17 protein-coding genes, 1 tRNA gene and 1 pseudogene are annotated in these 23,555 nt (G+C 67.6%); 10 read left to right on the forward strand and 9 right to left on the reverse strand.

Annotated elements, in window-relative coordinates; all coding sequences use genetic code 11:
* Nucleotides 1–22: 22 nt before the first annotated feature.
* The 3 genes from EUA06_RS04595 to EUA06_RS04605 form a co-directional block, all read right to left on the reverse strand.
* The gene (locus tag EUA06_RS04595; RefSeq protein ID WP_129473856.1) at nt 23–1,369 is read right to left on the reverse strand and encodes a sensor histidine kinase; all 1,347 of its coding nucleotides are present in this window, start codon (nt 1,367–1,369) and stop codon (nt 23–25) included.
* On the reverse strand, nt 1,366–2,472 hold the full coding sequence (locus EUA06_RS04600; RefSeq protein ID WP_242498013.1) for a cytochrome P450: 1,107 nt from the start codon (nt 2,470–2,472) through the stop codon (nt 1,366–1,368). Before EUA06_RS04600 ends, EUA06_RS04595 begins: the two co-directional genes overlap by 4 nt.
* Before the next feature lie 234 nt (nt 2,473–2,706).
* Nucleotides 2,707–3,099: a response regulator gene (locus EUA06_RS04605; RefSeq protein ID WP_129473858.1), complete on the reverse strand. Its 393-nt coding sequence runs from the start codon at nt 3,097–3,099 to the stop codon at nt 2,707–2,709.
* Between the two features lie 147 nt (nt 3,100–3,246).
* Between EUA06_RS04605 and EUA06_RS04610 the strand changes: the two genes are divergently transcribed.
* Nucleotides 3,247–3,319: transfer RNA gene (locus EUA06_RS04610), tRNA-Glu, on the forward strand.
* Nucleotides 3,320–3,574: 255 nt separating this feature from the next.
* Here EUA06_RS04610 and EUA06_RS23345 read toward each other — a convergent pair.
* From EUA06_RS23345 to EUA06_RS04630, 4 genes and pseudogenes are all read right to left on the reverse strand, one after another.
* A pseudogene (locus tag EUA06_RS23345) lies at nt 3,575–4,579 on the reverse strand (tyrosine-type recombinase/integrase); the annotation flags it as partial.
* Nucleotides 4,580–4,639: 60 nt separating this feature from the next.
* Complete coding sequence (locus tag EUA06_RS04620) at nt 4,640–4,900, reverse strand: helix-turn-helix domain-containing protein (RefSeq protein ID WP_242497975.1); 261 nt, start codon at nt 4,898–4,900, stop codon at nt 4,640–4,642.
* Between the two features lie 133 nt (nt 4,901–5,033).
* Nucleotides 5,034–7,649, reverse strand: a complete 2,616-nt coding sequence (mobF, locus tag EUA06_RS04625; RefSeq protein ID WP_242497976.1) for a MobF family relaxase — start codon at nt 7,647–7,649, stop codon at nt 5,034–5,036.
* A 387-nt stretch (nt 7,650–8,036) separates the two neighbouring features.
* Nucleotides 8,037–8,972, reverse strand: coding sequence for a LysR family transcriptional regulator (locus tag EUA06_RS04630; RefSeq protein ID WP_242497977.1), 936 nt, complete (start codon nt 8,970–8,972; stop codon nt 8,037–8,039).
* 48 nt (nt 8,973–9,020) lie between these two features.
* On the opposite strand from EUA06_RS04630, the gene gabT reads away from it, so the two are divergent.
* The 3 genes from gabT to EUA06_RS04645 are packed head-to-tail and all read left to right on the forward strand — an operon-like array spanning nt 9,021 to nt 13,035.
* Nucleotides 9,021–10,370: a 4-aminobutyrate--2-oxoglutarate transaminase gene (gene gabT, locus EUA06_RS04635; protein ID WP_129473860.1), complete on the forward strand. Its 1,350-nt coding sequence runs from the start codon at nt 9,021–9,023 to the stop codon at nt 10,368–10,370.
* Nucleotides 10,367–11,641 (forward strand): Glu/Leu/Phe/Val family dehydrogenase, encoded by a 1,275-nt coding sequence (locus EUA06_RS04640; RefSeq protein ID WP_129473861.1) that lies wholly within the window; start codon nt 10,367–10,369, stop codon nt 11,639–11,641. Before gabT ends, EUA06_RS04640 begins: the two co-directional genes overlap by 4 nt.
* Entirely contained in the window at nt 11,638–13,035 is a 1,398-nt protein-coding gene (locus EUA06_RS04645; protein WP_129473862.1) for an NAD-dependent succinate-semialdehyde dehydrogenase, read from the forward strand. The genes EUA06_RS04640 and EUA06_RS04645 overlap by 4 nt, the downstream gene beginning before the upstream one ends.
* 187 nt (nt 13,036–13,222) lie before the next feature.
* Here EUA06_RS04645 and EUA06_RS04650 read toward each other — a convergent pair whose 3' ends face one another.
* The gene (locus EUA06_RS04650) at nt 13,223–14,317 is read right to left on the reverse strand and encodes an Lrp/AsnC family transcriptional regulator (RefSeq protein WP_207208213.1); all 1,095 of its coding nucleotides are present in this window, start codon (nt 14,315–14,317) and stop codon (nt 13,223–13,225) included.
* A complete protein-coding gene (locus EUA06_RS04655; RefSeq protein ID WP_129473863.1) occupies nt 14,317–15,984 on the reverse strand; it encodes an amidohydrolase in 1,668 nt (555 codons plus the stop codon). The genes EUA06_RS04650 and EUA06_RS04655 overlap by 1 nt, the downstream gene beginning before the upstream one ends.
* Nucleotides 15,985–16,183: 199 nt before the next feature.
* Between EUA06_RS04655 and EUA06_RS04660 the strand changes: the two genes are divergently transcribed.
* The 6 genes from EUA06_RS04660 to EUA06_RS04685 all read left to right on the forward strand — a co-directional run bounded on the left by EUA06_RS04660 (nt 16,184) and on the right by EUA06_RS04685 (nt 23,209).
* Nucleotides 16,184–17,329, forward strand: coding sequence for an FAD-dependent monooxygenase (locus EUA06_RS04660; protein ID WP_207208214.1), 1,146 nt, complete (start codon nt 16,184–16,186; stop codon nt 17,327–17,329).
* Nucleotides 17,330–17,969: 640 nt separating this feature from the next.
* Nucleotides 17,970–19,199, forward strand: coding sequence for an ABC transporter substrate-binding protein (locus EUA06_RS04665; protein ID WP_129473865.1), 1,230 nt, complete (start codon nt 17,970–17,972; stop codon nt 19,197–19,199).
* A complete protein-coding gene (locus tag EUA06_RS04670; RefSeq protein WP_129473866.1) occupies nt 19,160–20,110 on the forward strand; it encodes an ABC transporter permease in 951 nt (316 codons plus the stop codon). The genes EUA06_RS04665 and EUA06_RS04670 overlap by 40 nt, the downstream gene beginning before the upstream one ends.
* Entirely contained in the window at nt 20,107–20,988 is an 882-nt protein-coding gene (locus tag EUA06_RS04675) for an ABC transporter permease (protein ID WP_129473867.1), read from the forward strand. The genes EUA06_RS04670 and EUA06_RS04675 overlap by 4 nt, the downstream gene beginning before the upstream one ends.
* A gap of 11 nt (nt 20,989–20,999) precedes the next feature.
* Nucleotides 21,000–22,136 (forward strand): ABC transporter ATP-binding protein, encoded by a 1,137-nt coding sequence (locus tag EUA06_RS04680; protein WP_129473868.1) that lies wholly within the window; start codon nt 21,000–21,002, stop codon nt 22,134–22,136.
* 104 nt (nt 22,137–22,240) lie between these two features.
* Complete coding sequence (locus EUA06_RS04685) at nt 22,241–23,209, forward strand: Lrp/AsnC family transcriptional regulator (protein ID WP_129473869.1); 969 nt, start codon at nt 22,241–22,243, stop codon at nt 23,207–23,209.
* Nucleotides 23,210–23,555: the final 346 nt, after the last annotated feature.

Here is a 23,555-nt window from a genome sequence, read left to right on the forward strand (position 1 = left end):
CGCTGGTGCAGTCGGAATCGGCTCAACCGGCTTGGGGCTGCACGGACGGGAGTGCGGCGGACGGGAGCTCCAGCCAGAACGTCGAGCCGGTGCCGGGCGTGGACTCGCCGCGCACCGCCCCGCCGTCGCGTTCGGCCATCGTCCGCGAGATCGACAGGCCGAGCCCGGTGCCCGCGACCCCCACGGCCGCGAAGCGGACGAAGGGCTCGAAGGCGTGGGCCAGCTGGTCGGCCTCGAGGCCGGGGCCGTCGTCCCGCACGATGATCCGCACCATCGGGTGGCCGCTCTCGCCGACGAGCCGGTCGGCCGAGAGGTGCACGGTGCCGCCTTCCGGACGGTGGTGGGTGATCGCGTTGCCCAGGAGGTTGGTGAGGACCTGGCGTACGCCCGACGCGTGGGCCCACACGGTCAGGTCGGGGTCGACGTCGACCGTCATCCCCACCCCGGCGGTCGCGGCGGGCGTGCGGTGCCAGTGGACGACGTCGGCGAGCGCGTCGGCCACCCCCACGTCCTGGCGTGCGTCGTCGCTGGCGAGCGCGCGCCCGGCGCCGAGCAGGCTGTCGACGATGGCGAGCAGCTGCTCCGACGCCCGCACGATCCGCGGTCCGTCACGCAACATCCCGGACACCACGTCGTCAGGGGTGCCGTGCACGGCGTCGTCGAGGAGTCCCTCGCTGTAGCCCAGGACGGCGGACACCGGCGTACGCAGCTCGTGCCCGACCGCGCCGAAGAGCTGTTGGTAGCCGAGCTGCGCCTCGACGCTGGCGTCGATCGCCTCGGCCAGCGCCCGCCGAGCCTGCTCGAGGGTCAGCCGGGAGGTGATCGCGGCGTTGAGCAGGCGGAAGTCGTCGATCAGGTGGTCTGGCCAGGTGCCGGACTCGACGCCGACGAGGGACAGGCTGCCGAACATCTCGCCCCGCGAGGTGAAGGTCGAGGCAACGAGGCTGCGCACGCCCGCCCGAACCAGCTCGTCACGGTCCTGGCTGGCCTCGTCCGGAAGGAGGTCGCGGTCCTTGAGCGCCACGATGCCGGTGCGGGCGCGCTGTGAGAGCCACGGCATGGTCAGGGCCGCTTCCGGGCCGGCGCCGGCGGGGGGGAGGAAGGACTGCGCGCGGCCGGGTCGCGTCCATTCCCGCACCCAGGCGCGGCGGCCGAGCGGATTCCACCCGGCCGTGTCCTCTGGCACGAAGCTGGTGAGCACGCCGGCAACCGACTCGACCCGGGGCTCGCTCAACAGGTGGGCAGCGGCGCGCTGGAGAGCGGCGTCGAGTCCTGTCTCGCCGCTGATGATGCTGCTCGCCAGGCTCGCGGCCTCTGCAGAGACAGGTCCGCTGCCACTGGTGTCCTGCAGGGCGGGGTGCTCGGTCACGCATGCCCTCCCCACGCATCGATGGTGAAACGACACGGTAGCGGTGCGATGCCCCTGCTCTGGTCGATTCCCACCTGCTCGCTGAGGCGGAGCCGGTGCTGCCCGGCCCACGTGGCGAGGTGGACCAGCTGGGCCATCCCGAGCGTGCGGCCGGGGCACGCGTGCGGTCCTGCACCGAACGGCAGCCAGGCGCCCGGCCGCTTCGTCGTGTCCTCCCACCGCGCAGGATCGAACCCGGCGACCAGCTCGGGGTCGCCAGGGACCAGCTCGGTGAGCCGGCCGAGGAGGAGCGGGCTGACCAGGACGACCCGCCCTGCGGGGACCTCCGTGCCGCCGAGGTCGACCGGCTCGGTGGTGATCCGGGCGGTGACCCACGTCGGTGGGGTCAGGCGGAGGGTCTCCCAGACGGCGTGGACCGGATCGACGGAGTCGGAGGTGTCGGCGGCGAGCCAGGCGAGCAGCCACGCGCCCGCCGCGATCGGCACCTGGACGCCAGCGGCCAGCATCGTGGCCACCTGCTCGGAAGGCGCAGGGAGCCCGGTGACGGCGGACAGGGCGTCGTCGAGGGCGAACCGCGCTCGCCGCTCGCGACGGCGTGCACGGCTCCAGCGTCCCGGCGGCCGGTGGGCGGAGATGACCGGGGCGAGGGCGTCGATCCAGCCGAGCGTCAGGTCCGCCACCCGGTCGCGGGTGCCGACGTCGGTGTCCAGCACTGCGCCCACGGTGGACCGGGCCACCGGCTGGCGCAGCAGGAGCATGGCGTCGTACGCCGTCCCTGGAGCGCGGCTGTCGTGATCCCGGAGTGCCGCGTCCCACTCGCTGGAGAACACGTCGACACCGCGGGCGACCTGGTCAGGGGTCAGCGGCGCGAACAGGACGTGTCCCGAGCGCGTCTCTCCACGGCTCGAGGAGAGGTCGCCGCTGCGGCTCACGTCGCCGGGGAAGTCGAAACGACCCGGCTCGGTCAGAACTCGGCGGGCCAGCACCGGGGTCGTGACCAGCCAGGGACCGTGGCGGTCGAGGGCCACTGCGGCCCCCGACCGTGGGGCGGAGAGGACAGCGCCGAGCCGACCGCCGGCCGACTCGACGCTGTCCAGGTGCATCACCGTGTGTGCATCACTTCCGGTGTGTCACAACCCGTCGTCAGCGACGCGGCGGGGCCGGACGCCACATGTAGAACGACTGCAGCTGGTTGTTGGCACGGGTGGACTCGATGCGGGTGCGAATGCGGTTCATCATGATTGCTTCTCCAGGGGGATTGACGAGAAGCGCACCCGGACGGGCACGCTCCGACGCCACCCGTAGACCGAACCCCCGTGAAGCTGTCAGGGCGGGAGTCAGGACTCAGGGTCGGGCAGCGTCTCCGCTATCAGATCAGTCAATTGCTGGATGCGCAGCGGCTTCTGCATCACATTCTCGACACCGAGCTCCTGGAGGGCCGCCCTGTGCTCACCTGCCCACGCGCTGATCACGACGATCCGCATCGAAGCACCTACTTCGGGGTGGTCCCGCATCCAGCGCACCACCTCCACGCCGTTCATCCGCGGCATCGTGAGGTCGAGGAGCATCACGTCATAGGTCTCCTGCTGGAGCATCTCGACGGCCTCGAGGCCGTCGACAGCCGTCGAGGCCAGGTGTCCCGCACGCTGCACGAGGCGGCAGAACACGTCACGGATGTCCTCGTTGTCGTCGACAACGAGGAAGTGCAGCTGACGCGCCCCCGGGCTCACGGGTCAAGCGTAGTCAGCGCACCGACACTTCGCGCCTCTTCCCGGCACTGTGTCGGACAGCACGGCTCGTACGGGCGTGGGTTGGGAGAGCGGCCACGCCTGCCCCTATGCTTGACGACGCTTGGATGGGCTCGCCCAGGCAAGCTGGCCCCCATCGTCTAGCGGCCCAGGACCCCGCCCTTTCACGGCGGTAGCACGGGTTCGAATCCCGTTGGGGGTGCAGCGCCGAATGGGGGCCCTGACCTGCGGAGACGCTGGGCAGGGCCTCTTCGGCATTTCCGGCCGATTTGGGCTGGGGCAACACTGGGGCAACAGCAGGATCGGCTTGGGCAACGACGTGGAGTCGGGTACGACGCTCGCGGGCTGCGTCGCGGGCCCGGTCCATGGCGTCGCCGACCTCGTCGAGCCGGTCTTCGAAGAGGTGGCCGTAGGTGTCGAGGGTCATCGTTGCCGAGCCGTGTCCGAGCATCTGCTGGACGACCTTGACGTCGGCGCCGCTGGCGATGGCGAGGCTTGCGGCGGTGTGCCGGAGTTCGTGCGGGTGGAGGTCGGGTACGCCGATGGCCCGGGCGGCCGTGCCGAACGCGGTGCGGAAGGTGCTCACTCGCAGGGGTTGGCCGTTGCGGATGCCGGCGAAGACTAGGTAGTCGGGCTGCTTGCCGTGGAGGTGGCGTGCGAGGTCGGCGGCGAGGAACTTCGGGATGGGGACCTCGCGTCGCTGGTGGGTCTTGGGAGTTCCCCAGACCAGCCCCAGGCCCTGGACCGGGGTGACCGACTCGGCGATGATGGCGCGGTTGCGTCGCAGGTCGATCCTGCCGACGCGCAGCGCGGCCATCTCACCGAACCGGACGCCGGTGTAGGCCAGGAACAGCACGACGAGCCGGTAGGTCTCGTTGGTGCGGGTGTCGAGGCTGCTGTGCTTGTTCGGATCGGCGGGGTAGCCGGTCGCGGTGGCGAGGTCCTCGACTTGTTCGTGGGTGAGGTAGCGGTGCTCGTGCTTGCGCACGCGCGGCAGGTTGACGCCACTAGCGACATTGCGCGCCAGCCGACCGTCCTTGACGGCCATGTCGAGGACGAGGCTGAGCACGCGGTGGATCTTCTGGACGGTGGCTGGGGAGTGGTGCCGCGCGAGCTCGGTGACCCACGCCTGCACGTCACCGTGGGAGACGTTGGAGAGCTTGACCCGGTCCCACTGGGGGTGGATGTGGGTGCGCAGTATCCCGGCGTACCGCGAGCGTGTGGTCGGCTTGAGGTGTGCCTGCCCGGCCAGCCAGAGTTCGGCCCACTCGCCGACGGTGACCTTCGCGAGCGCCGGGTCGACGTAGGTGCCGGTGACCTTCGCGTTCTCGACGCTGGCCAGGAACCTCTCGGCGTCGACCTTGCGGGAGAACGTCTTGTTGCGCTGGGCGCCCGCGGGCGTTCGGTAGTGCGCTCGCCACGAGGTCTGTCCGCTGCGTGTCCGCTTCTCGATGCTGGCCATGGTCGTGCTCCCTCCTGGGCATTCTCCATCGTCTCGCCGTGCTCCGACATCGGGTCGGTTTCAGTCGTGGTGCTGTGGACGGTTGGCCTGCTCGGCGAGCCAGAGGACGAGATCGGCGCGCCAGTAGCGGACGTGGCGGCCGACCTTGAAGCTGCGGGGCCCGCAGCCGAGGTGGCGCCAGTAGCGCAGGGTGCCTTCGGGGACGCGCAGGAAGGCGCAGGCTTCCTGCAGGGTGAGCATCTCCTCGCCGGGATTCTCTCGGGGTCGCGGAGCGATGGGTTGTGCGGTCATGAGGCCCTCCATCTGGATGTCGTCGCGCACGACCTGTACGCGTTGATCAGCATCGGCGCTCAGGTACGCCCGAATCGGGGTCACCGGAGGGGGGAACCTGAGGGGGGAACCTGCGTTTGCGCAGGTCAGCAGGTTCCCCCCATTTGTTGGCTGGACCGGCTTGTCAGAAGCCGATTCCGGAGGGCTGCGAGCTGGGCGGCCGGGACCTCGGGGTGGGGAGTCGTGGCGTTGGACGCAGTTGGGCGGCCGCGCCGTAGCGGTCGATCGCCTCGTTGGCGAGTTGTCGGGCGTGGGCGGGACCGAGGTCGGCGCGGTCGCGGCCGAACACCTCGATCCACTGCTGCCTTGCCTCCTGGTGGGACTCGGCGACGAGGTGGGCTGTGTTGCTGTGACGCCCGCGGGTCATGGCCACGTACGCGGCGGCGGCGCCGGTGTGCTCGCCGATGACCACGTGGGCACGGTCGACGGTGTCGCCTTGGGCGCCGTGGACGGTGGTGGCGTAGGCGAGCTCGACGAACCGTGCCGCGTATTGCGCGGGGATCTCCCGGTCACGACCACGGCCATGAAGAGTGAGGCTGCCGTCATCACCGACACCGGTGACGGTCCAGGTCTGTCGGTTGGCGACCTGCAGGGCGGGATCGTTGCGGCGGGTCGCAACCCGGTCCCCGAGTCCGATCCGCTCGCCAGCGCTGGTCGTGACCACCCACTGGATCTCGCGTGCTCGACCGTGCCGTCCATCGGCGCGGTGGTCGCAGATCGCGGCGTTGAGATCGGCGACCTGCTCGCGACGGTCAGCGATGACCAAGGCTCCTTCTGCACCGGCTTGGGCGAGTGCTGCGGTGCGCTCGACCTCGGAGGGGTGGATCACGATCTGACCGCGCCGATGGAGCTCGTCGTACACGCCGCCCGGGTCGTCGCCGGTGCGCATCCGCAGAGTGAGGGCGGCGTAGTCGGGGTCGGTGAACCGGTGCACCGTGTCCATCGACATCACAAAGGCCGGGTGCGCCCAGGCCGCGGCGTGGTCGAGGACGCCTCCGCGGCCGACGGCGGGGAGTTGGTGTCGGTCCCCCATGAGCGCGACCCGGGCACCGGTCTCGTCGGCGATGGTGAGTAGGACACGGGCGGTGTCCTGGTCGAGCATTCCCGCCTCGTCCACCAGGAGCAGGTCCCCTGGCTGGAGCAGTGCCTGCGGCGCGGGGGTGTGGTCGGGTTGCCGGGTCCAGTGACCTTCGTTGTCCCAGCGCCAGCCGTGCTGGTGGATCAGCCAGGCGACGGAGTGTCCGTCAGCACCGGTCTCGGCGGCGGCGACCTCGGCTGCTTTCAACGTGGGCGTGACCACCACCAACCGGTGTCCTTGCCTGGCCAGCAGCGCCTGGGTCGTCCGCAGGGCCGTCGTCTTGCCTGCTCCGGCGGCTCCCTCGACGACCAGCAACTGCCCGTCACCGCACAGAGCACCGACCACCGCCGCCTGCGTCGGGTCGATCCGCACCAGGCCGCGACCGGGGAATCGGATCCGACGAGCTGGCCCTTCTGAGCGTCGTGCCATCCGGGCGATGAGCTCGGCCTCGACCTCCAGCACGTGGGGTGAGGTGTAGGCGCGGACATGTTCGGGCACATCCGGACGCAGCAGCAAGCGAGCGCACTGCACGATCGCGCGGGCGGTGATGTCCTCGGCGAGCTCGACCCGGGCAGCATGCTGCGCGACCAGCCCGGTCTGGGCCAGGAGTACTTCGACGTGGCCGCGGATGTCGGCGGCGTTCCACGCCGACCGCTTCGCCCCCAGCTGGGAGATCACCCACTCCGCGGCACCGTCACGGTCGATCCACCCCACCTGCTGGGCGTCCAACACCGCTGGGTCGGCAGGGTCTTGGTAGCCGAGGTCCCGCAGTTCCTCGACCCAGCGCGCGACCAGCTCGGCGCCGTTCGTCGGGACGATCTTGTCCGGACGGGCCTGCGCCCAAGCACGCCGATCCCAGGACTCCCGCAGCCGCAGACCCGGCTCCTCGCCAGGATGCTCGTGGCGCCACTCGGCTTCGTACCGGTCGACGTTGCGACGGATCTGCGCGGTCCGGGCGCTGAACGCGCCGGCGTACGGCGCCAACTCGTTGATCTCCCCAGAGCCGGGGTCGACGGTGAACCCGTGCTGGGCGAGCACCGCCCGGAACACCGGGTCAGTCGCCACGGCGGCGTGCCCGATGCCGTTGATCGCCTCGATCGAGTCCCGAATTCCGACCGAGTGCAGACCCCGCCATCCACCGGCCGCGAACACCCGCGCGTTGACCTGGAGGTGCAGATGGCGGTGCGGGTCACCGGCCCGGGAGGTGTAGTGCCGGATCACCGCCGCCTCGATGCGCTCCACCGGCACCTGCACCTGCCGGTCCCGGGGGCCGACGCGGGTGGTCGCGTGCTGGGCGATCCAGCCGACGATCTCGACCGCGGCCCGGTCCTGCGCGGCATCCAGTGCCACGGAGATCTCCGGATGCAGGGCAGCAGCCAGCGACCAAGTCTTCGGTCCGTTGACGGTGACCTCGACGAACCGCAGCGCATTCGGATCCTTGCGGAGTCGGCCCTTCGGCTGACCGGTCTCGACGTCGATCCCGGCCACCCACTGCTCGTACGCGTCGCCCGTCAACTCACCGACATGCTCGACACCGTCCGGGGTGGCGGCCAGTCGGGTGGCGACCCCGATGCCCTCACCGAGGTAGTAGTCATCCGCACGGGACCGGTCCCGCTCGACATAAGCGCGTGCCGCCTTGGCTGCGCCACGGTAGAACTTCACCCCGCCATGCACCCGCGCCACCCACCTCAACGACGCCCGTCGGCAACCAACGGACCCCTAGAAATGCCGCGTGGGTCGCACCTGCCGGGGCGACCCATCTACGAACATTCGTAGCATGCGTGCCGCTCGGAAGGTAGGCGCTGAGGGCATGAAGAGCCGGGTCAAGGGTGGGCAATTCTGGGGACCGTGAGGAGTCAACGGGTATCGATGAACGCGAGGCCGAAGGGGTCGGGGAGAGCGACAGGATCAAGAGTCGGCGGAAATGCGTTGCGAGTACGACGGAGACGGTCTCAAGCTCGGCGAGGTCTGGGGACACCTCCTCGCCGATCGCGCGGGAGGTCGTCGAGCGTCTTCGAGTGACTCGGCCCGCAGGCAGACGATGTGGAGTTAGCCCGCGGGCGCGCCGTACCGCTCGCGGGTGAAGGTGCTCAGGCGCCGCGCCAACGCCTCGAGAGTGGGGGCGGCCGTATGCCGAGAGTCCCAGACTGACACAAGGCGGATGCTCAGATGCCCCTGGCCGGGGAGCTCGACCGGGAGGGGCACCAAGTTGTAGCGCGGGTCGTCGGAGACCACGGCGACGCCACGGCCGGCTGCCGCGAGGGCTTGGGCGACGGTGCCGTTGGCTGCCTCGACCAGCGAGTCCCATGTGTCCCCGGTTGTGGCGAGCGCGTCGTCGAGCGCCTGCCGAGCGGTGAACGCCGCAGGCAGAATGACCAGCGGCTGACCAGCCAGCTCAGCGATAGTGACCCGGCGTCGCGCTGCCCAGGCGTGGTCTTGCGGCACGTAGGCCCACACCGGCAAAACCGCCAGCGGGTGGGAACGGTACGGCGGGCGAGGCCGCGCCGTACCGATCGCGAGGTCGGCGCCACGAGTCAGTGCCTCAACGCTGGAGATCCCATCGGCGGAAAGGACATCGGCGGTGGGGTCCTCATCCGCGAGGGTGGCGATGAACGGTGCGACGACGTCCGTCAGGGTGACCGTCGGTGCACCGACGGTGAGCCGCTCGAGCCGGCCCTCGGCGTGGAAGGTCGCGGCGACGCGGAACGACTCGGCCTGGCCGAGCAGGTCCCGAGCCAACGGCACGAGCGCTCGGCCCGCGCTGGTGAGCGAAAGTCGGCCGGCGGAGCGGTCGAAGACGTCGACGCCGAGGTACTGCTCGAGTCGACGCAGCTGGCGCGAGAGACCCGGCTGGGTGACGTGCATCTGCTCCGCCGCCCGACTGACCGTGCCGTGGTCGGCCACAGCAACCAGGTAGCGCAGGTGACGCAGCTCCATCATGCCTCCGAGGCATCGAGGTGAGTAGAAACAGTTATTGGACAGCATAGGGCCGCGGGTTCAGGCTGAGTGCATCCAACATTGAGAGGGATGCTCATGACCGACCAGTCGCCTACTGTCGCCGGTGTATCGCAGCACCGCGCGCTCGTCACGGAGCTCCCCGGCCCGCGTTCGCGCGCCCTGATGGAGCGCAAGACCGCCGCCGTCGCCTCGGGTGTCGGTACGACGATGCAGGTCTTCGCTGCGAGGGCGGGCGGCGGGGTGGTGATCGACGTCGACGGCAACCACCTCATCGACCTCGGCTCGGGCATCGCCGTGACGACGGTGGGAAACGGCGCCCCTCGGGTGGTCGAGGCCGTCCAGGAACAGGTGGCGGCGTTCACCCACACCTGCTTCATGGTCACGCCATACGACGGGTATGTCGCCGTGGCCGAGGCGCTCAACCGGCTCACCCCCGGTGACCACGAGAAGCGGACGGCACTGTTCAACTCCGGCGCCGAAGCCGTGGAAAACGCCGTCAAGATCGCACGAGTCGCGACCGGCAAGCACGGGGTGGTCGTCTTCGACCACGCCTACCACGGTCGCACAAACCTGACGATGGCGATGACGGCGAAGAATATGCCCTACAAACACGGCTTCGGGCCGTTCGCTCCTGAGGTCTATCGCGCGCCGGTGTCCTACCCCTTCCGCGACGACAAGACGGTCGACGGCCAGGTCGCCGCCGCGCGCGCGCTCGACCTGATAGAGAAGCAGGTCGGCGCCGAGAACCTCGCGGCCATGGTCATTGAGCCGATCCAGGGTGAGGGCGGCTTCATCGAGCCCGCGCCCGGCTTCCTGCCGGCGCTGGTGGCGTGGTGCCGGGAGAACGGTGTCGTCTTCGTCGCTGACGAGGTGCAGACCGGTTTCGCCCGCACCGGCGACTTGTTCGCCTGCGACCATGAGGGCGTCGTGCCTGACCTGATCGTGACCGCCAAGGGCATCGCTGGCGGTCTCCCGCTCTCGGCGGTCACGGGCCGCGCGGAGCTCATGGATGCCGTGCACTCCGGCGGCCTCGGTGGCACCTATGGTGGGAACCCGCTCGCCTGTGCGGCCGCGCTCGCCGCCATCGAGACGATCGAGGCCGAGGACCTCGCCAATCGAGCGCGTCAGGTCGAGCGCCTCATGAAGGAGCGGCTGCACCGGCTTGCCGCAAACGACGCGCGAATCGGCGAGGTCCGCGGACGGGGCGCAATGATCGCCGTCGAGCTGGTCGTGCCGGGGACCACGACACCCGATGCTGCACTCACCAAGGAGGTTGCTGCGGCGGCCCACCGTGCCGGCGTCATCCTGCTCACCTGCGGAACCCACGGCAATGTGCTTCGCCTCCTGCCTCCGCTCGCCATCACCGATGCGCTGCTCCACGAGGCACTCGACGTCTTCGCCGACGTCCTGGCGGACACCCCATGAGTGCCAACTCAACTGTTGAGGCCCCGGCCGAGATGGGTCCTCTCGACGAGGCCCGCGCGCAACTGGCCGAGGCCGCCACGATCCTGGGCTACGACCCCGACGAGGTCGCGGTGCTCGCGGCGCCTCGCCGTGAGGTGACCGTCAGCATCCCGCTGCGCCGTGATGACGGCTCCACCGAGGTACTCACCGGCCATCGCGTCCAGCACAACCTCTCCCGTGGGCCGGCCAAGGGCGGCCTGCGCTACAGCCCCGACGTCGACCTCGACGAGGTTCGGGCGCTGGCGATGTGGATGACCTGGAAGTGCGCCCTACTCGACGTGCCGTACGGCGGCGCGAAGGGCGGCGTTGTGATCGACCCCCGGCGCTACTCGGCCGCCGAACTCGAGCGGGTGACTCGTCGGTACACCTCCGAAATCATGCCGCTGATCGGCCCGACGAAGGACATTCCTGCGCCTGACATCGGGACCGACGAACAGACGATGGCTTGGATGATGGACACCTACTCCGTCGCCAGCGGTCACACCGTCCTCGGCGTGGTGACCGGCAAGCCGATCAGCCTCGGCGGCTCGCTGGGGCGAGCCAACGCCACGTCCCGCGGCGTCGTCTTCACGGCCCTGGCCGCGCTGCGCCACGTCGGCACCGACCCCGCGTCGGCCACCGCCGCGGTGCAGGGCTTCGGCAAGGTAGGCCGCGGTGTCGCCCGCTTCCTCGACCACGCCGGGGTGACCGTCACCGCCGTCAGCGACCAGTACGGCGCGATCTGGGCGGCCGAGGGCGTCGACCTTCCCGCGTTGGAAGCTCACGTCGACCGGACTGGAACCGTCGTCGGTTACGCGGACGCCGTCATGATCGACAACGAGACACTCCTCACCCTCGACGTCGACCTCCTCGTCCCGGCCGCCGTTGAGGGCGTGCTGCACGGCGGCAACGCCGGCGCGGTCCGCGCCCGCGTGGTCGTCGAGGGCGCCAACGGACCCACCACCACCGAGGCCGACCGCGTGCTCGGAGAGCGCGGCGTGTTCGTCGTCCCCGACATCCTCGCGAACGCGGGCGGGGTCGTCGTGTCCTACTTCGAGTGGGTCCAGGCCAACCAGGCCTACTGGTGGAGCGAAGTCGAGGTCGAAGCCCGGCTCGCCGACCGCATGTCCAGCGCGTGGCAGGAAGTGCTGGCGGAGTCCCGTCGACACGACCTGTCTCTGCGCACCGCCGCCACCTGCCTCGCCGTACGCCGTGTGGCCGAGGCGCACCGCCAGAGAGGGCTCTACCCATGACCAACACTTTCGTCGCCACCTTCGCCGTCCAGGACCCCGCCACCCTCGAAGTCCTCGACCAGGTCCGCGACCACGACGTGAGTGGTGCCCGGGCGGCGGTCGACGCCGCTGCCGCGGCGTTCCGCGCCTGGGCGGCGACCTCTCCGCGGGACCGGTCCGACGTTCTTCGGCGCGCATACGAACTCATGCTGCGCGACCGCGAGCAGCTCGCGGCGCTGATCACCGCCGAGAACGGCAAGTCCTTGGTCGACGCCGCAGGCGAGGTCACCTACGCTGCAGAGTTCTTCCGCTGGTTCTCCGAGGAAGCCGTCCGCCCAGGCGGAGAGTACGGCGAGTCCCCGGCAGGCGGCACCCGAACCTTGGTCCGCCACGTTCCAGTAGGCGTCGCAGCACTGGTCACCCCATGGAACTTCCCCGCGGCGATGGCCACCCGCAAGATCGGCCCAGCGCTCGCGGCTGGGTGCACCGTCGTCTTGAAGCCGGCCGCGGAGACGCCCCTGACTGCGCTGGCCGTCGCACGCCTCCTCGCCGAGGCCGGCGTCCCGGATGGCGTCGTCAACGTCGTCCCGACGACCGACGCCGCTGGAGTCGTCGGGGCCTGGCTCGCCGACGAGCGCGTCCGCAAGGTCTCATTCACCGGCTCAACCGGGGTGGGGCGGATGCTGCTGCACCAGGCGGCCGACCGAGTCCTCAACTCCTCGATGGAGCTGGGCGGCAACGCGCCTTTCATCGTCACCGAGGACGCCGACCTCGACGCTGCCGTAACCGGCGCAATGATCGCCAAGTTCCGCAACGGAGGGCAGGCCTGTACCGCCGCGAATCGGTTCTACGTCCACCGCGACGTGGCCTTCGACTTCACCGCCCGGCTCGTCGCCGAGGTCGAGAAGCTCACCGTCGGTCCTGCCGCCGACGGCTGCGCCATCGGACCGCTGATCAGCGCTGCGTCCGTGCAGCGCGTCACAGCGGCCGTTGACCACGCCGTGCAAGAGGGAGCTCGCATCGCCGGCCGCGCCGTGCTTCCCAACGCGGCCGGCCACTTCGTCGCACCGACAGTGCTCGCCGAAGTCCCCGCCGACGCGGCCATCCTCCGTGAAGAGATCTTCGGCCCCGTCCTTCCCGTCGTCGCTTGGACCGATGAGGACGACCTCCTGCGGCACGTGAACGACACTGAGTACGGCCTTGCGGCCTACGTCTACGCCGGTGAGCTCGGGCGCGCAGTGCGTCTGGCTGAGAAGGTCGAGGCCGGCATGGTCGGGATCAATCGCGGTCTCGTCTCCGACCCGTCGGCGCCCTTCGGTGGTGTGAAGCAGAGCGGCATCGGCCGCGAAGGTGCACGCGACGGGCTTCGCGAGTACCAGGAGACCCAGTATCTGAGTGTCGACTGGCCCGCTTGAGGCGCCGTCAGCCGACTGGACGGGCACACAGCCGATCTGGCTCACGTGACAAGGCCCCGGTCGGTGTTCGGGCGCGCCAGGAGATGTCGTACTCAGGGTGTGACAGCGCGCAATGAGCCGGTCGACCGGTCGCACAGGCAGCATAGAAGCGGTCCTGTTGCTCAGCCCAGGCAGCGGCACATTCGGGTCAGTGCGGCCGATGGGCTTCAGCGATTGCGGCGCCGGCGGCCGCAATGCTGTCACCGGGCAGGTTTATCGCTTCGTAGTAGAGATCGAGACAGAACATGACCTCGGTGTCGGCGAGGCCTTCGACCTGCGCGAAGTCGTGCTCCACGAGGCGCATGACGTCTTCGGCGGTCCGGCACACTGCTTCCGCCAGGATGTCGAAGCGCCCAGCTGTGATGGCGACGTAGGTGATGAACGGAAGGTGAGTCAGCTCCTCGGCCACGTCGGAAGCACGGCGCTCGCGAGTCGTCTTGATGGCCACCCAGACCACCGTGTCGAACCCTAGATGTCGCGGATTGACAACGGCGGTGATGCGCATGGCCTGACGGTCGACAAGGCGGCTGACGCGCTTGCGGACCTGCGACTCCGAGAGTCCGACCGCCTGACCCACGCCGGCAAACGGCATTCGACCGTCGGTATGGAGGACGCGCATGATCTGCTGATCGACTGGCTGGAGCGCCAGGCCCGGACCGCGAGGGGCTCGACGCGGCTTGGACTGAGCGGCTTCCCATGACGGCTCTTGGAAGTGGAGGTCGAGGTACGGGAGCACCTCCGCTGACCTGATGCCCGGACGAGCTGGAAGTTCACTATCGACGAACGTAAGCAGCTCTTCGCTGTCCCGGCACAAAACCTCGATGAGGGCGTTGTAGCGGCCAGTTGTGATGACCGCGTAGTCCACCGCTTCGAGGTCGAGGAAAGAGCCCACGACCTCGGTGACCGGTACACCGGGGTCGATGGTAATCGCGATCATGGCGATCATGTGGAAGCCGAAAAGCCTGGGATCGGCAACGGTCGTGATCTGGATTGCCCCGCTGTCAACCAGCTCCTTCACACGACGCCGCACCGTCTTCTCTGGTACACCGACCTCCCGCGCGATCGCTGCGAAGGTCCTCCGGCCGTCCTGTTGGAGGATTGAAATCAGCTGCCGGTCCAGCGTCGAGAAGTGTCGGGACAGCTTGGCTCCCGACACGGCAACAGGCAGCTCGGCACCGTACGTGAACGAGTGCGATCCCCGCCGCCGATCGAACATGGCGCTGCCTGTGACCTGCGCGCGCATCAGGAGGCGTCCACTGGGCTGCGCTTGTAGACCTCGCGCCCACCGAGGTAGACCTCGTCAACCTTGATGTCTAGGAGATCGTCCACTCCAACGGAATAGGGGTCGCGGTCCAGGACGATCACATCGGCATGCTTCCCGACCTCCAACGATCCGTACAACTCGCACTCGCCAAGCACCCGGGCTCCGCCGATCGTGTGCATCCGGAGTGCTTCGGTGAGAGTGATCGTCTGGTCCCCGTCGATGACCTGATCGAAGAACGACCGCCGGGCCAGCGTGCACCAGATGCTGAAGAATGGATTGGTCGCCTGCTGCTCCGATCCGATCCACACGTCGGAACTGCCACTGAGCGACCAGCCCTGGTCGAGAAGGTCCCTGAACGGGAACCTGCCCTGCTCGCCGTACCTTCCGAGGTAAGTGGGAAAGAAGTCGCCGAACGTGTACAGGAACACCGGCTGTGGCACCGGGACGATCCCAGCTGCTTTCCAGGCGCGGATGGTGGGCTCGGGCTCAGGCAGGAAGTTGCCGGCGTGCTCGATGCGGGTCCGCGGCGCGCCCTCTGGGATACCGCCCGCTGCCACGATCGCGTCGCACACCGACTCCTGTGCACGGTCGCCGTTTGCGTGCACGGCCAGCTGCAGCCCCGCGGCGGCGGTGCGGGTCAACGCCTCCGCGATGTGCTTTGAGCTCAGTGCGACCTCACCGCAGAACCCGTGCTCATCGACGTAGGGCTGCTTGACCGCAGCACTACGCGCAGAGAATCCCCCATCGGCAAACATCTTGACCCCATGGATCCTGATCAGGTCCGGAGACGCCTGCAGCGGTGAGTCCGTGGCCATCGTGCAGGCCTCGTCCAGAGTCGTGGTGCCCGGTACCCACAGATAGACGCGGATCCGCGCACCGAGGTCTCCAGCGAGATGAAGCTGGTCCATCGCGGTGAGCCCCTCCATCGACTCGGAGATCTCGCCGATCGTCGTCACCCCGAAACGGCTGAACTGCTCGCGAACGCCCCGGCCAATGGCCGCGGGGAGCTCGTCGGCGGGGAGGCTGGGCATCGGGAGGAGGTTGTCCATCTCCTTGACGACACCCGTCGGCTGGCCATCATCGTCGCGGACGACAGTCGGCAGGCCCGTGATGCTGTGGTCGGCAGCTTCATAAGACGCGTCGATTCCGGCCAGCAGGAGTGCTCGCGAGTTCAACACGCTGATGTGGCCGCCGGCGCGCAGCACTATCGCGACGTCGGTACTGACGCTGTCCAGCTCTTGGCGGGTGGGCAGGCGCTTCTCAGCAAGCTTCTGGTCGAAGAAGAGGTTTGCCTGCCCCACCAGCCAGCCGTCGACCGCGTCGCTCAGGTGCGCGCGCAGGCGGTCGAGAACCTGCGGAATCGTCCCGCAAGCGGGAGCCCGACAGTCGACGGTCTGATAGTGAACCCGAGCGGCGACCTCCATGTGGGCATGCACGTCGACGAAGCCGGGCGCCAGTGCCCGGGCGCCCAAGTCCCGCACGAACGTGTCCGCACCGATGTACAACGACGCGTCGTCGCGATGGCCCGTCCCGCAGATCACGCCGTCCTTCACGGCCACGAAGCCGGGGCCGACGGGTTCCTCGTCCCTGAGCCACAGCACGTTGTTCGAGAGGAGGACAGTGTCGGCGACTGGTGCGGGGGTCATGGATTCGGCGCTCCGGGGTTGGGGGAGGTGGTGGCGACACTCTAGCGATATTGGATACACCTGCACGACGAATCAGACCGGTTCTCGCGGGTGTGGCGACAGAAAAAGACCATACAGCGGGGAAGTGTGCTTGAATAGGCCTTGATGAATGGGTCGCCGACACGTTTCCCGGCCCCACCCCCGAACTTTAGGAGATCACGTGTCCTCAACTCGTCACGCTGAGGTGGCAGGCGGCGGGCTGGCGGGCTTGACCGTCGCAACTGCACTCGCCCAGCACGGCTGGTCCGTACGTCTGCACGAGCGCGGGAGCGAGCTACGTGAGATCGGAGCAGGCATCTTCCTCTGGGAGAACGCGCTGCGGGTGCTGGAACGTATCGGTGCCTACGACGACGCAGTCGCCCTTGGTGACCCCATCGGCAGCTGGCGGCTCTTTGACGAGCGCGGACGGCCGATCCAGGACGACTGGATGAAGGATGGAGCGACGCGACTGATCACTGTCAAGCGCACCGAGCTCCACCAGGCGCTGGCCCAGGCGGCTCGCCGAGCGGGCGTGCAGATCGAGACCAACTCGCAGGTATCCGGTGCCACGCCCGAGGGCCACCTCCTGCTCGAGTCAGGCGAGAGTAGGGAGGCGGACCTCGTCGTCGGCGCCGACGGCGTGTACTCCTCGGTCCGCCGTTCACTGGGCCTGGACCTGGTCGTCCGTGACCTCGAAGACGGCTGCATGCGTCACCTGGTGCCGCGCCGTCCCACCGACGTCGCTGGCGAGGCACTTGAGTACTGGAACGGGGGGCGTCGCGTCGGCATCGTTCCGGTGACGCCGGACCAGGTCTACATCTACACGTGCTGCCCGGCCAAGGACCTCGCCGGTCGAGCGCAACCCTTCGACCACGCTGCCTGGGGTGACTCCTTCCGGGACGTACGGCACTACATCGACCGAATTCCCGACCAGTCGCGGTGGGCAGCTTTCCATGACGTGCGCACGCATAGCTGGGTGAACGGTCGTGGCGCGATCGTGGGCGACGCGGCCACTGCCATGGCGCCGAACCTGGGGCAGGCCGCGTGCGTGGCCATGGTCAACGGATTCTCGATGGCTTCCGTCCTCGCACAGCACGACGACATCGCCGCCGGTCTCCGAGCCTGGGAGCAGCGCCAGCGGGGTGTCTCCGACGCAACCCAGAAGTACTCACGTCTGTACGGCAAGGTCGGCACTCGCTGGCCGCGCCCCTTGGCCGACGCCCGATCCGCTCTCGTCTGGTTGGCTGGCCGGTCCGAGAGCTGGCAGCACCGAGTGAACGTCGCAGCCCACGCAGGTGCCGACCTAGTGGGTCCCCGGAGTCGATGATGCGCGCGACCGGACCGTGACCCCTCAGGTGCTCAGCGTAGCCTTGGCAACGCTCCTCCCGTCGGGTCTAGGGTCGAGGAGTGACCACGAGGCCCGTGCCGAGGTCGACACCAGCACGCGTCTGGGGGAGTGCAGTCGACGTAGCTTGTTCGAGATATCACGTCCAGGCGCTCGTCCATAGGCCCGAGGCGAAGGGGCAGGCCGTCGATGGCCAACTCGACGGCTAAGTAGCGGCCATGCTCTGAGTGTTGGGCGGTGAACCCTCGCCAGTCGTCGCTTCGAGCTTATTCACGGGCCACTGCTGATACGCCGGGGCTGGAGCCGGCGGGTGGGCGGGACACGTAGGGAGCCCTGGCACCAGCGATCCTGTCGGGTGAGCGCGCGCAGCTCCCCTGCAAACACGCAAATGACCCATTCGTGCGGACAACTAGACCCAACGGGACGGAAAAAAGTCATTGACAAGCACGTGAACGACCGATTCTAATAGTTCAACCGTTCTCGGGTGACGGAATGCAACTCTGAAGAAGCGCCCCGCCCCCACCTCTCCTGGAGTAGACATGCCAAGTGAAACGCCGGCTGTGACCGCACGAGTGAGGGTGGGAGTCCGGTGAGGCGCGCGCCTCTGGGCACCCCGGTGGCCATGAGCAGGCGAGGGCTGCTCCAGGGCCTGGGACTCGGCGCCGGAGCGCTCGCCCTCGCGGCGTGCGCCACGCGCGAAGGCGGGTCCACGACCGGGAACGCTGCAACCCAGGGTCCGGGCGGAATCGACCTGGCGCGACCTGACTCCCCGGTCAAGCTGCCGCTCTACGACGACAACCAGGCCATCAAATCAGGCTTGAACCCCGAGGCGGGACCGCTCAAGGTCTACTGCTGGACTGGAACGGTCCCGAAGAAGACGTTCGCGTCCTTCGAGGAGAAGTACGGCATCGAGGTCCGACCGACCTTCTACGGCTCTCCCGACGAGGCGCTGCCGAAGATCCTTTCCGGATCCATGGACTTCGACGTCTATGAATGCTCCATGGAGCAACTCCCCATCTTGGTGGCCAACAAGGTCATCCAACCGGTGAACTCCTCCTACCTACCCAACTATGAGGCGAATGTCTGGGACCACCTGCAGAGTCCTTGGTACGACGCCGACGCGTCGTACACCACTCCGGGCTACTACTGGAGCACGGGCATCGCCTGGCGCGAGGACCACTTGCCCGACTTCGACCCAGCTTCCTTCGAGAACCCCTACGACGCTTTTTGGCAGCTCGACGGCATTGCGGGGAAGGTGCAATTCTTCGACTACATGCGAGACGCGCTGGCCATGACCCTGCTGCGAAACGGCGTGTCGGACATCAACACGACGGAGAAGGCTCATCTCGACGCCGCGGTCGAAGCGCTCCGCGAGCTCACGGAGCGGACCCGACTCCGGCTCTCCACAGATGCGTACCAAACGCTCGCCCAAGGCACGAACTGGATCGAGCAGGCCTGGGGCGCTGACGTGTACTTCGCGGAGTTCTATCTCCCGAAGAACATCTCTCCGGAGGTGTTGAAGTTCTGGGCGCCCGAGGACGGGGCCATGGTCACGTCGGACTCATGGGTGATCAGCCGCAACGCGAAGAATCCGGTAGCGGCGCACCTGTGGATGGACCACCTGCTCGAGCGTGAGCAGGGAGTGAACACAGTGCAGTACTCCGGAGTCATCACGCCTGTGCGAGGAATGGAGATGGAGAACGTGGTCGCAGACGGCATCATGGACGCGCGATTGCTGACGGCCCTGCCCTCGCCGGAGCAGATCGCCAACGGCGTCTTTCACGGTCCGCTCAGCAAGGAGGGTGAGACCGCGTGGCAAAACGCTTGGCTGGCCGTAAAATCCTACGCCTGAGCTCGGCGCCCGACGCAGACGCCGCCTACCCACGAGGTTTCTGGCACGCACTGGGCGCACCCGGAGTCGCCTGGTTTGCCCTCTGGGTGCTGGTGCCGGCCTACACGATCGTGGCCGTGTCCATGGGTTACGTGAGTGACTCCATGCTGCCGGTGCCCGAGTGGGACCCGCGGTACTGGAACCTCGAAACTCTGTCGGCGGTAGTGCGGGAGATGGCGCCCGGCGGTATCTTCGCGAAAGTCCTGATGAACACGGTGACCTACGTCCTCGGGGCGCTGGTGCTCTGTGTCCTCATCGGGTATCCGGTCGCGTACTACATCGCCAAGCAAGCAGGGCGGTGGAAGGTTCTTCTGATCGTCCTGCTCACGATCCCCTTCTGGACCAGCTACCTCATGCGGATGCTTGCGTGGATCGGGTTGCTGTCCACCGACGGCTACACCAACCGCTTGCTGATGAGCATCGGCATCCTCGACGAACCATACGGCTGGCTGGAAGGGCACTCCTTCGTGGTGGTCATCTCACTGGCCTACGGATATCTGCCCTACTTCATCCTCCCGTTGCTCGCCTCACTCGATCGGATCGACGACCGACTGATCGACGCCGGAAAAGACCTGGGCTTGAGCAGCGTCCAGACGTTCATCAGAGTGATCCTTCCCCTGAGCAAGGCTCCTCTCATCGCGGCGTCCACGGTAGCGATCCTGCCGATGTGTGGCGACTTCTACACCACCAACCTCATGTCTGGCTCACCCGCAACAGCAATGATCGGAAATCAGATCCAAGTCCTTGCCCAAGGCGGGCCGCAACAAAATGTCGGCGCAAGTCTCGCTCTCCTCCTCCAGCTGGCGTTGATCCTCCTGCTGTCGTACTACCTCTACTCCTCGTCGAAGGCGACCAAGGCGGTGGCAGCATGACGAACTCGAAGCCAAAGGGGGTCAGGTTCCCGCGCCCACTGGCACTGCTCGTCTGGGCCTACATCCTCTGGAACCTGCTCCCGGTCGTCAGTGCGATGGCCTTCTCGTTCAACGCATCACGGTCGAGAAGTGAGTGGCACGGCTTCTCGACGCAGTGGTGGAGCGGAACTCCGCTGTCGTTGTTCGACAACGAGGAGTACACCTCGGCTCTCACGCACAGCCTCGAGCTGGCTGCTATGACGACCGTGCTCAGCACGGTGCTGGGGACTCTGTTGGCGCTTGCCGTCACACGTATCAGAGGTATCGGCCGGCGACCGGTCAACTTCATCTTGATGATCCCGATTGTCACCCCGGAGCTGATTCTCGCAGTCGGCCTCTACCTGAGCCTGACTTTCATCATGGTGTGGCCGTTCTCCGCCATCGAGCTCGGCACCACCGCTCAGGTCGTCGGCCAGGTCACCTATACCGTCGGCTTCGTGGTGGTCATCATCCGCGGGCGCATCGCCGTGCTCGGCGACGGCCTCGAGGCAGCCGCACGTGACCTCGGGGCGGGCCCCATCGCCGCACTCGTTCTGGTGCTCTTCAGGCTGCTGCTGCCAGCGGTCCTCGTGGGGGCGATGATCAGTTTCGCCTTCTCGATCGACAACTTTGTCATCACCCAGTATCTGTCCGCGGACTCCTCCACGGTATCCATCCCGATGTATCTGTATGAGAATGCGCGCGGCGGGAATGCCACACCAGCTTTGAATGCACTTGCAACGGTCCTCGTCCTCAGCACCCTGGTCGTCGTCGCGCTTGCGTCGCTCATGTACCGGTGGGCCACCCGCCGGGAGTCCGTTGAGTCCCATATCACCAGCACTGTTGCGCTGAGCGCTTAGGAGATCTGTCCATGGTCAACGGCGAGCTTGTCCTCGAGAGCCTTACCAAGAGCTATGACGATCAGGTGGCGGTCGACCACCTTGACCTCTGGGTCGAAGCAGGTGAGTTCTTCTCCATTCTCGGCCCCTCCGGCTGTGGCAAGTCGACCACGCTGAAGATGATCGGAGGGTTCGTGGCACCGACGTCGGGTCGGGTGTTCATCGACGGCAAGGACGTCACCGATCTGCCGCCCAACAAGCGTGCGGTCAACACGGTGTTCCAGAACTACGCGCTGTTCCCCTTCCTCACGGTCCGCCAGAATGTCGCCTTCGGCCTCCGCCGCGCACGGGTGGGCAAGCAGGAGCTGAATCGACGTGTCGATGAGGTTCTCGAGCTGGTCGAGCTGTCGACCCTCGGTCACCGGCGGCCGTCCGAGCTCTCCGGAGGGCAACAACAGCGCGCGGCGCTCGCCCGTGCACTGGTCCTGCGTCCGGATGTGCTTCTGCTCGACGAGCCGCTGAGCGCACTCGATGCCAAGATGAGGCGGCAGCTGCAGGTGGAGCTGAAGGAGCTGCATCGGCAAGTCGGAACGACGTTCGTCTACATCACTCACGACCAGGAAGAGGCGATGACGATGAGTGATCGAATCGCCGTGCTCCAGAACGGGCGTCTCGAGCAGGTCGACGTGCCATCGGCCGTGTACGAACGGCCGGAGACGCCTTTCGTCACGCAGTTCATGGGCATCTCGAACATGATCCGGGCCGGGGTTGACCGCGCCGCCGAGGGCTGGGTCGCTCGCTTCGCGAATGCGGAGTTCGCGATGCGCGGATCCCCCCCACTCGGCAGCTCAGTCGACCTCTCGATCCGACCTGAGCGTGTGCGCGTGAGCGGGGCCGGTAGCGTCGGGTCCCTCAGTGGCGCGATCGTCGATGTCTCCTACCTCGGCGCTGCGACGCACTACCTCATCGAGCTCGACGCAAACGTCACCCTCCAGGCTGCCGTCCCCAATGACGGCGTTCATCACCTCCGAAGGATGGGCGAGAAGGTCTCGGTCCACCTCTCGCCGGAGGACCTCCGGGTGGTGGGGGAGGACCAGGTTGCAGAGAGTCCGGTCGACGCCTTCACGAAGGTATCCACGGACTACGCTGACCACGTTCCCGTCAACTAACACGGCGGGTGGACCTCAGCGACGGCCGTGCTCGAGGAGCTCGAGCTGGCAACCAAGACGGGATTGATGGGCGAGCAGTGGACCTAGCAATTCCTCCGCACCGAATGGTCGACCCCAGGCCCACCTGGGGCCTGGCCGGAGCTTCTCTGGATGCGCTGGACATCGACATCATCCGGGTTCTGCAGGGGGATGGCCGGGCGAGCTCGGTGGACATCGCGCGCACCCTGGACGAGCCGGTCGCCACGGTCAGGCGGAAAGTCGGCGAGCTCGTATCGAGCGGAGTCGTGAGAATTCGAGCAGTGACCCACCCGAGCGTGCTCGGGTTGCGGTCGATGTGTCTGGTGTCGATCCGGGTGAAGTCCGGCGTCTCCGTCTCGCGCTTCGCTGAGTCCCTGCTCCAAGTGCCGGAGATCGACTACGTCGCGACCTGCATGGGGCGCTTCCAGGTCCTCGTCGAAGTCCTCGCCCCGAGTCCGGGCGTCATGGCGGAGGTCGTGGAGACGAAGCTGCACATGGCGCCCGAGGTGGAATCTCTGGAGGTGTCGCCGTACTTCCACCTCCACTACTTGCAGCCCGACTTCACGCGGCCTGTCGAGGGCGTCCCGGCCGTCGGAGAGCGAGCAGAGCCGCTGGACGGCGTCGACACCCGCATCGTGATCGCCCTGAACCGAGACGGTCGGCAACCGTTCAAGTCGATCGGGACGGACCTCGGCATGTCCGAGTCCCAGGTCCGCAAGCGGGTCGGCAGGCTCGTCAATGCAGGTCATCTGCGGATCATGGGCGTTGTCGATCCGAACACGCTCGGCTTCCGCACGAATGTCTGGATCTTCGCAACGCCAACTGCCGGGACGCCCCTCAGCGAACTGGCTGCAGCGTTTGCGCAGATCGCGTCGGTGACGTTCGTGGCGAGCGCGGCCGGCAGGTGGGCTGTGCTCGTCGAGGCTGTGTGCCGAGACGAGGCGGATGTACTCCGCATGATTGAGGAGCAGGTCCTGACCATGGGATCCCTGGGAAGCTTCGAGACCGCGATCGTCAGCAATCTCTACTTCAATCCCCCGACTGCTGCGCGCTGAGCGTCAGCTCATTCCACCTATCAGCGCCCGGTCGCCTCGGTAGTTCTACTCCCGCAGCCCTCATGTTGCCAGGACGTGGAGTAGGAGCACCGCTGCTGGTCGGCGGAGGGCCTCCACCCGCTGACGGTCGAGGGCCGCTCGTGGCCTGACTGATGACTGAAAGTCGCCCTTGACAGAGACGAGGTGACCGATTGTAATGATCAAGCACTGCAACTCGACGAATTTGGAAGAGCAGACGTGGTCAACCGAACGAAGCACAACTGCGCGGCTCGTCGACCTGTCGGTGACCACTGCCGCTGGCTCAGCCTGACGTGCAGCTCGTCGTGCAGGAATGGGACAAGAGCCG

The organism is Nocardioides glacieisoli, assembly GCF_004137245.1.
GTDB lineage: Bacteria > Actinomycetota > Actinomycetes > Propionibacteriales > Nocardioidaceae > Nocardioides > Nocardioides glacieisoli.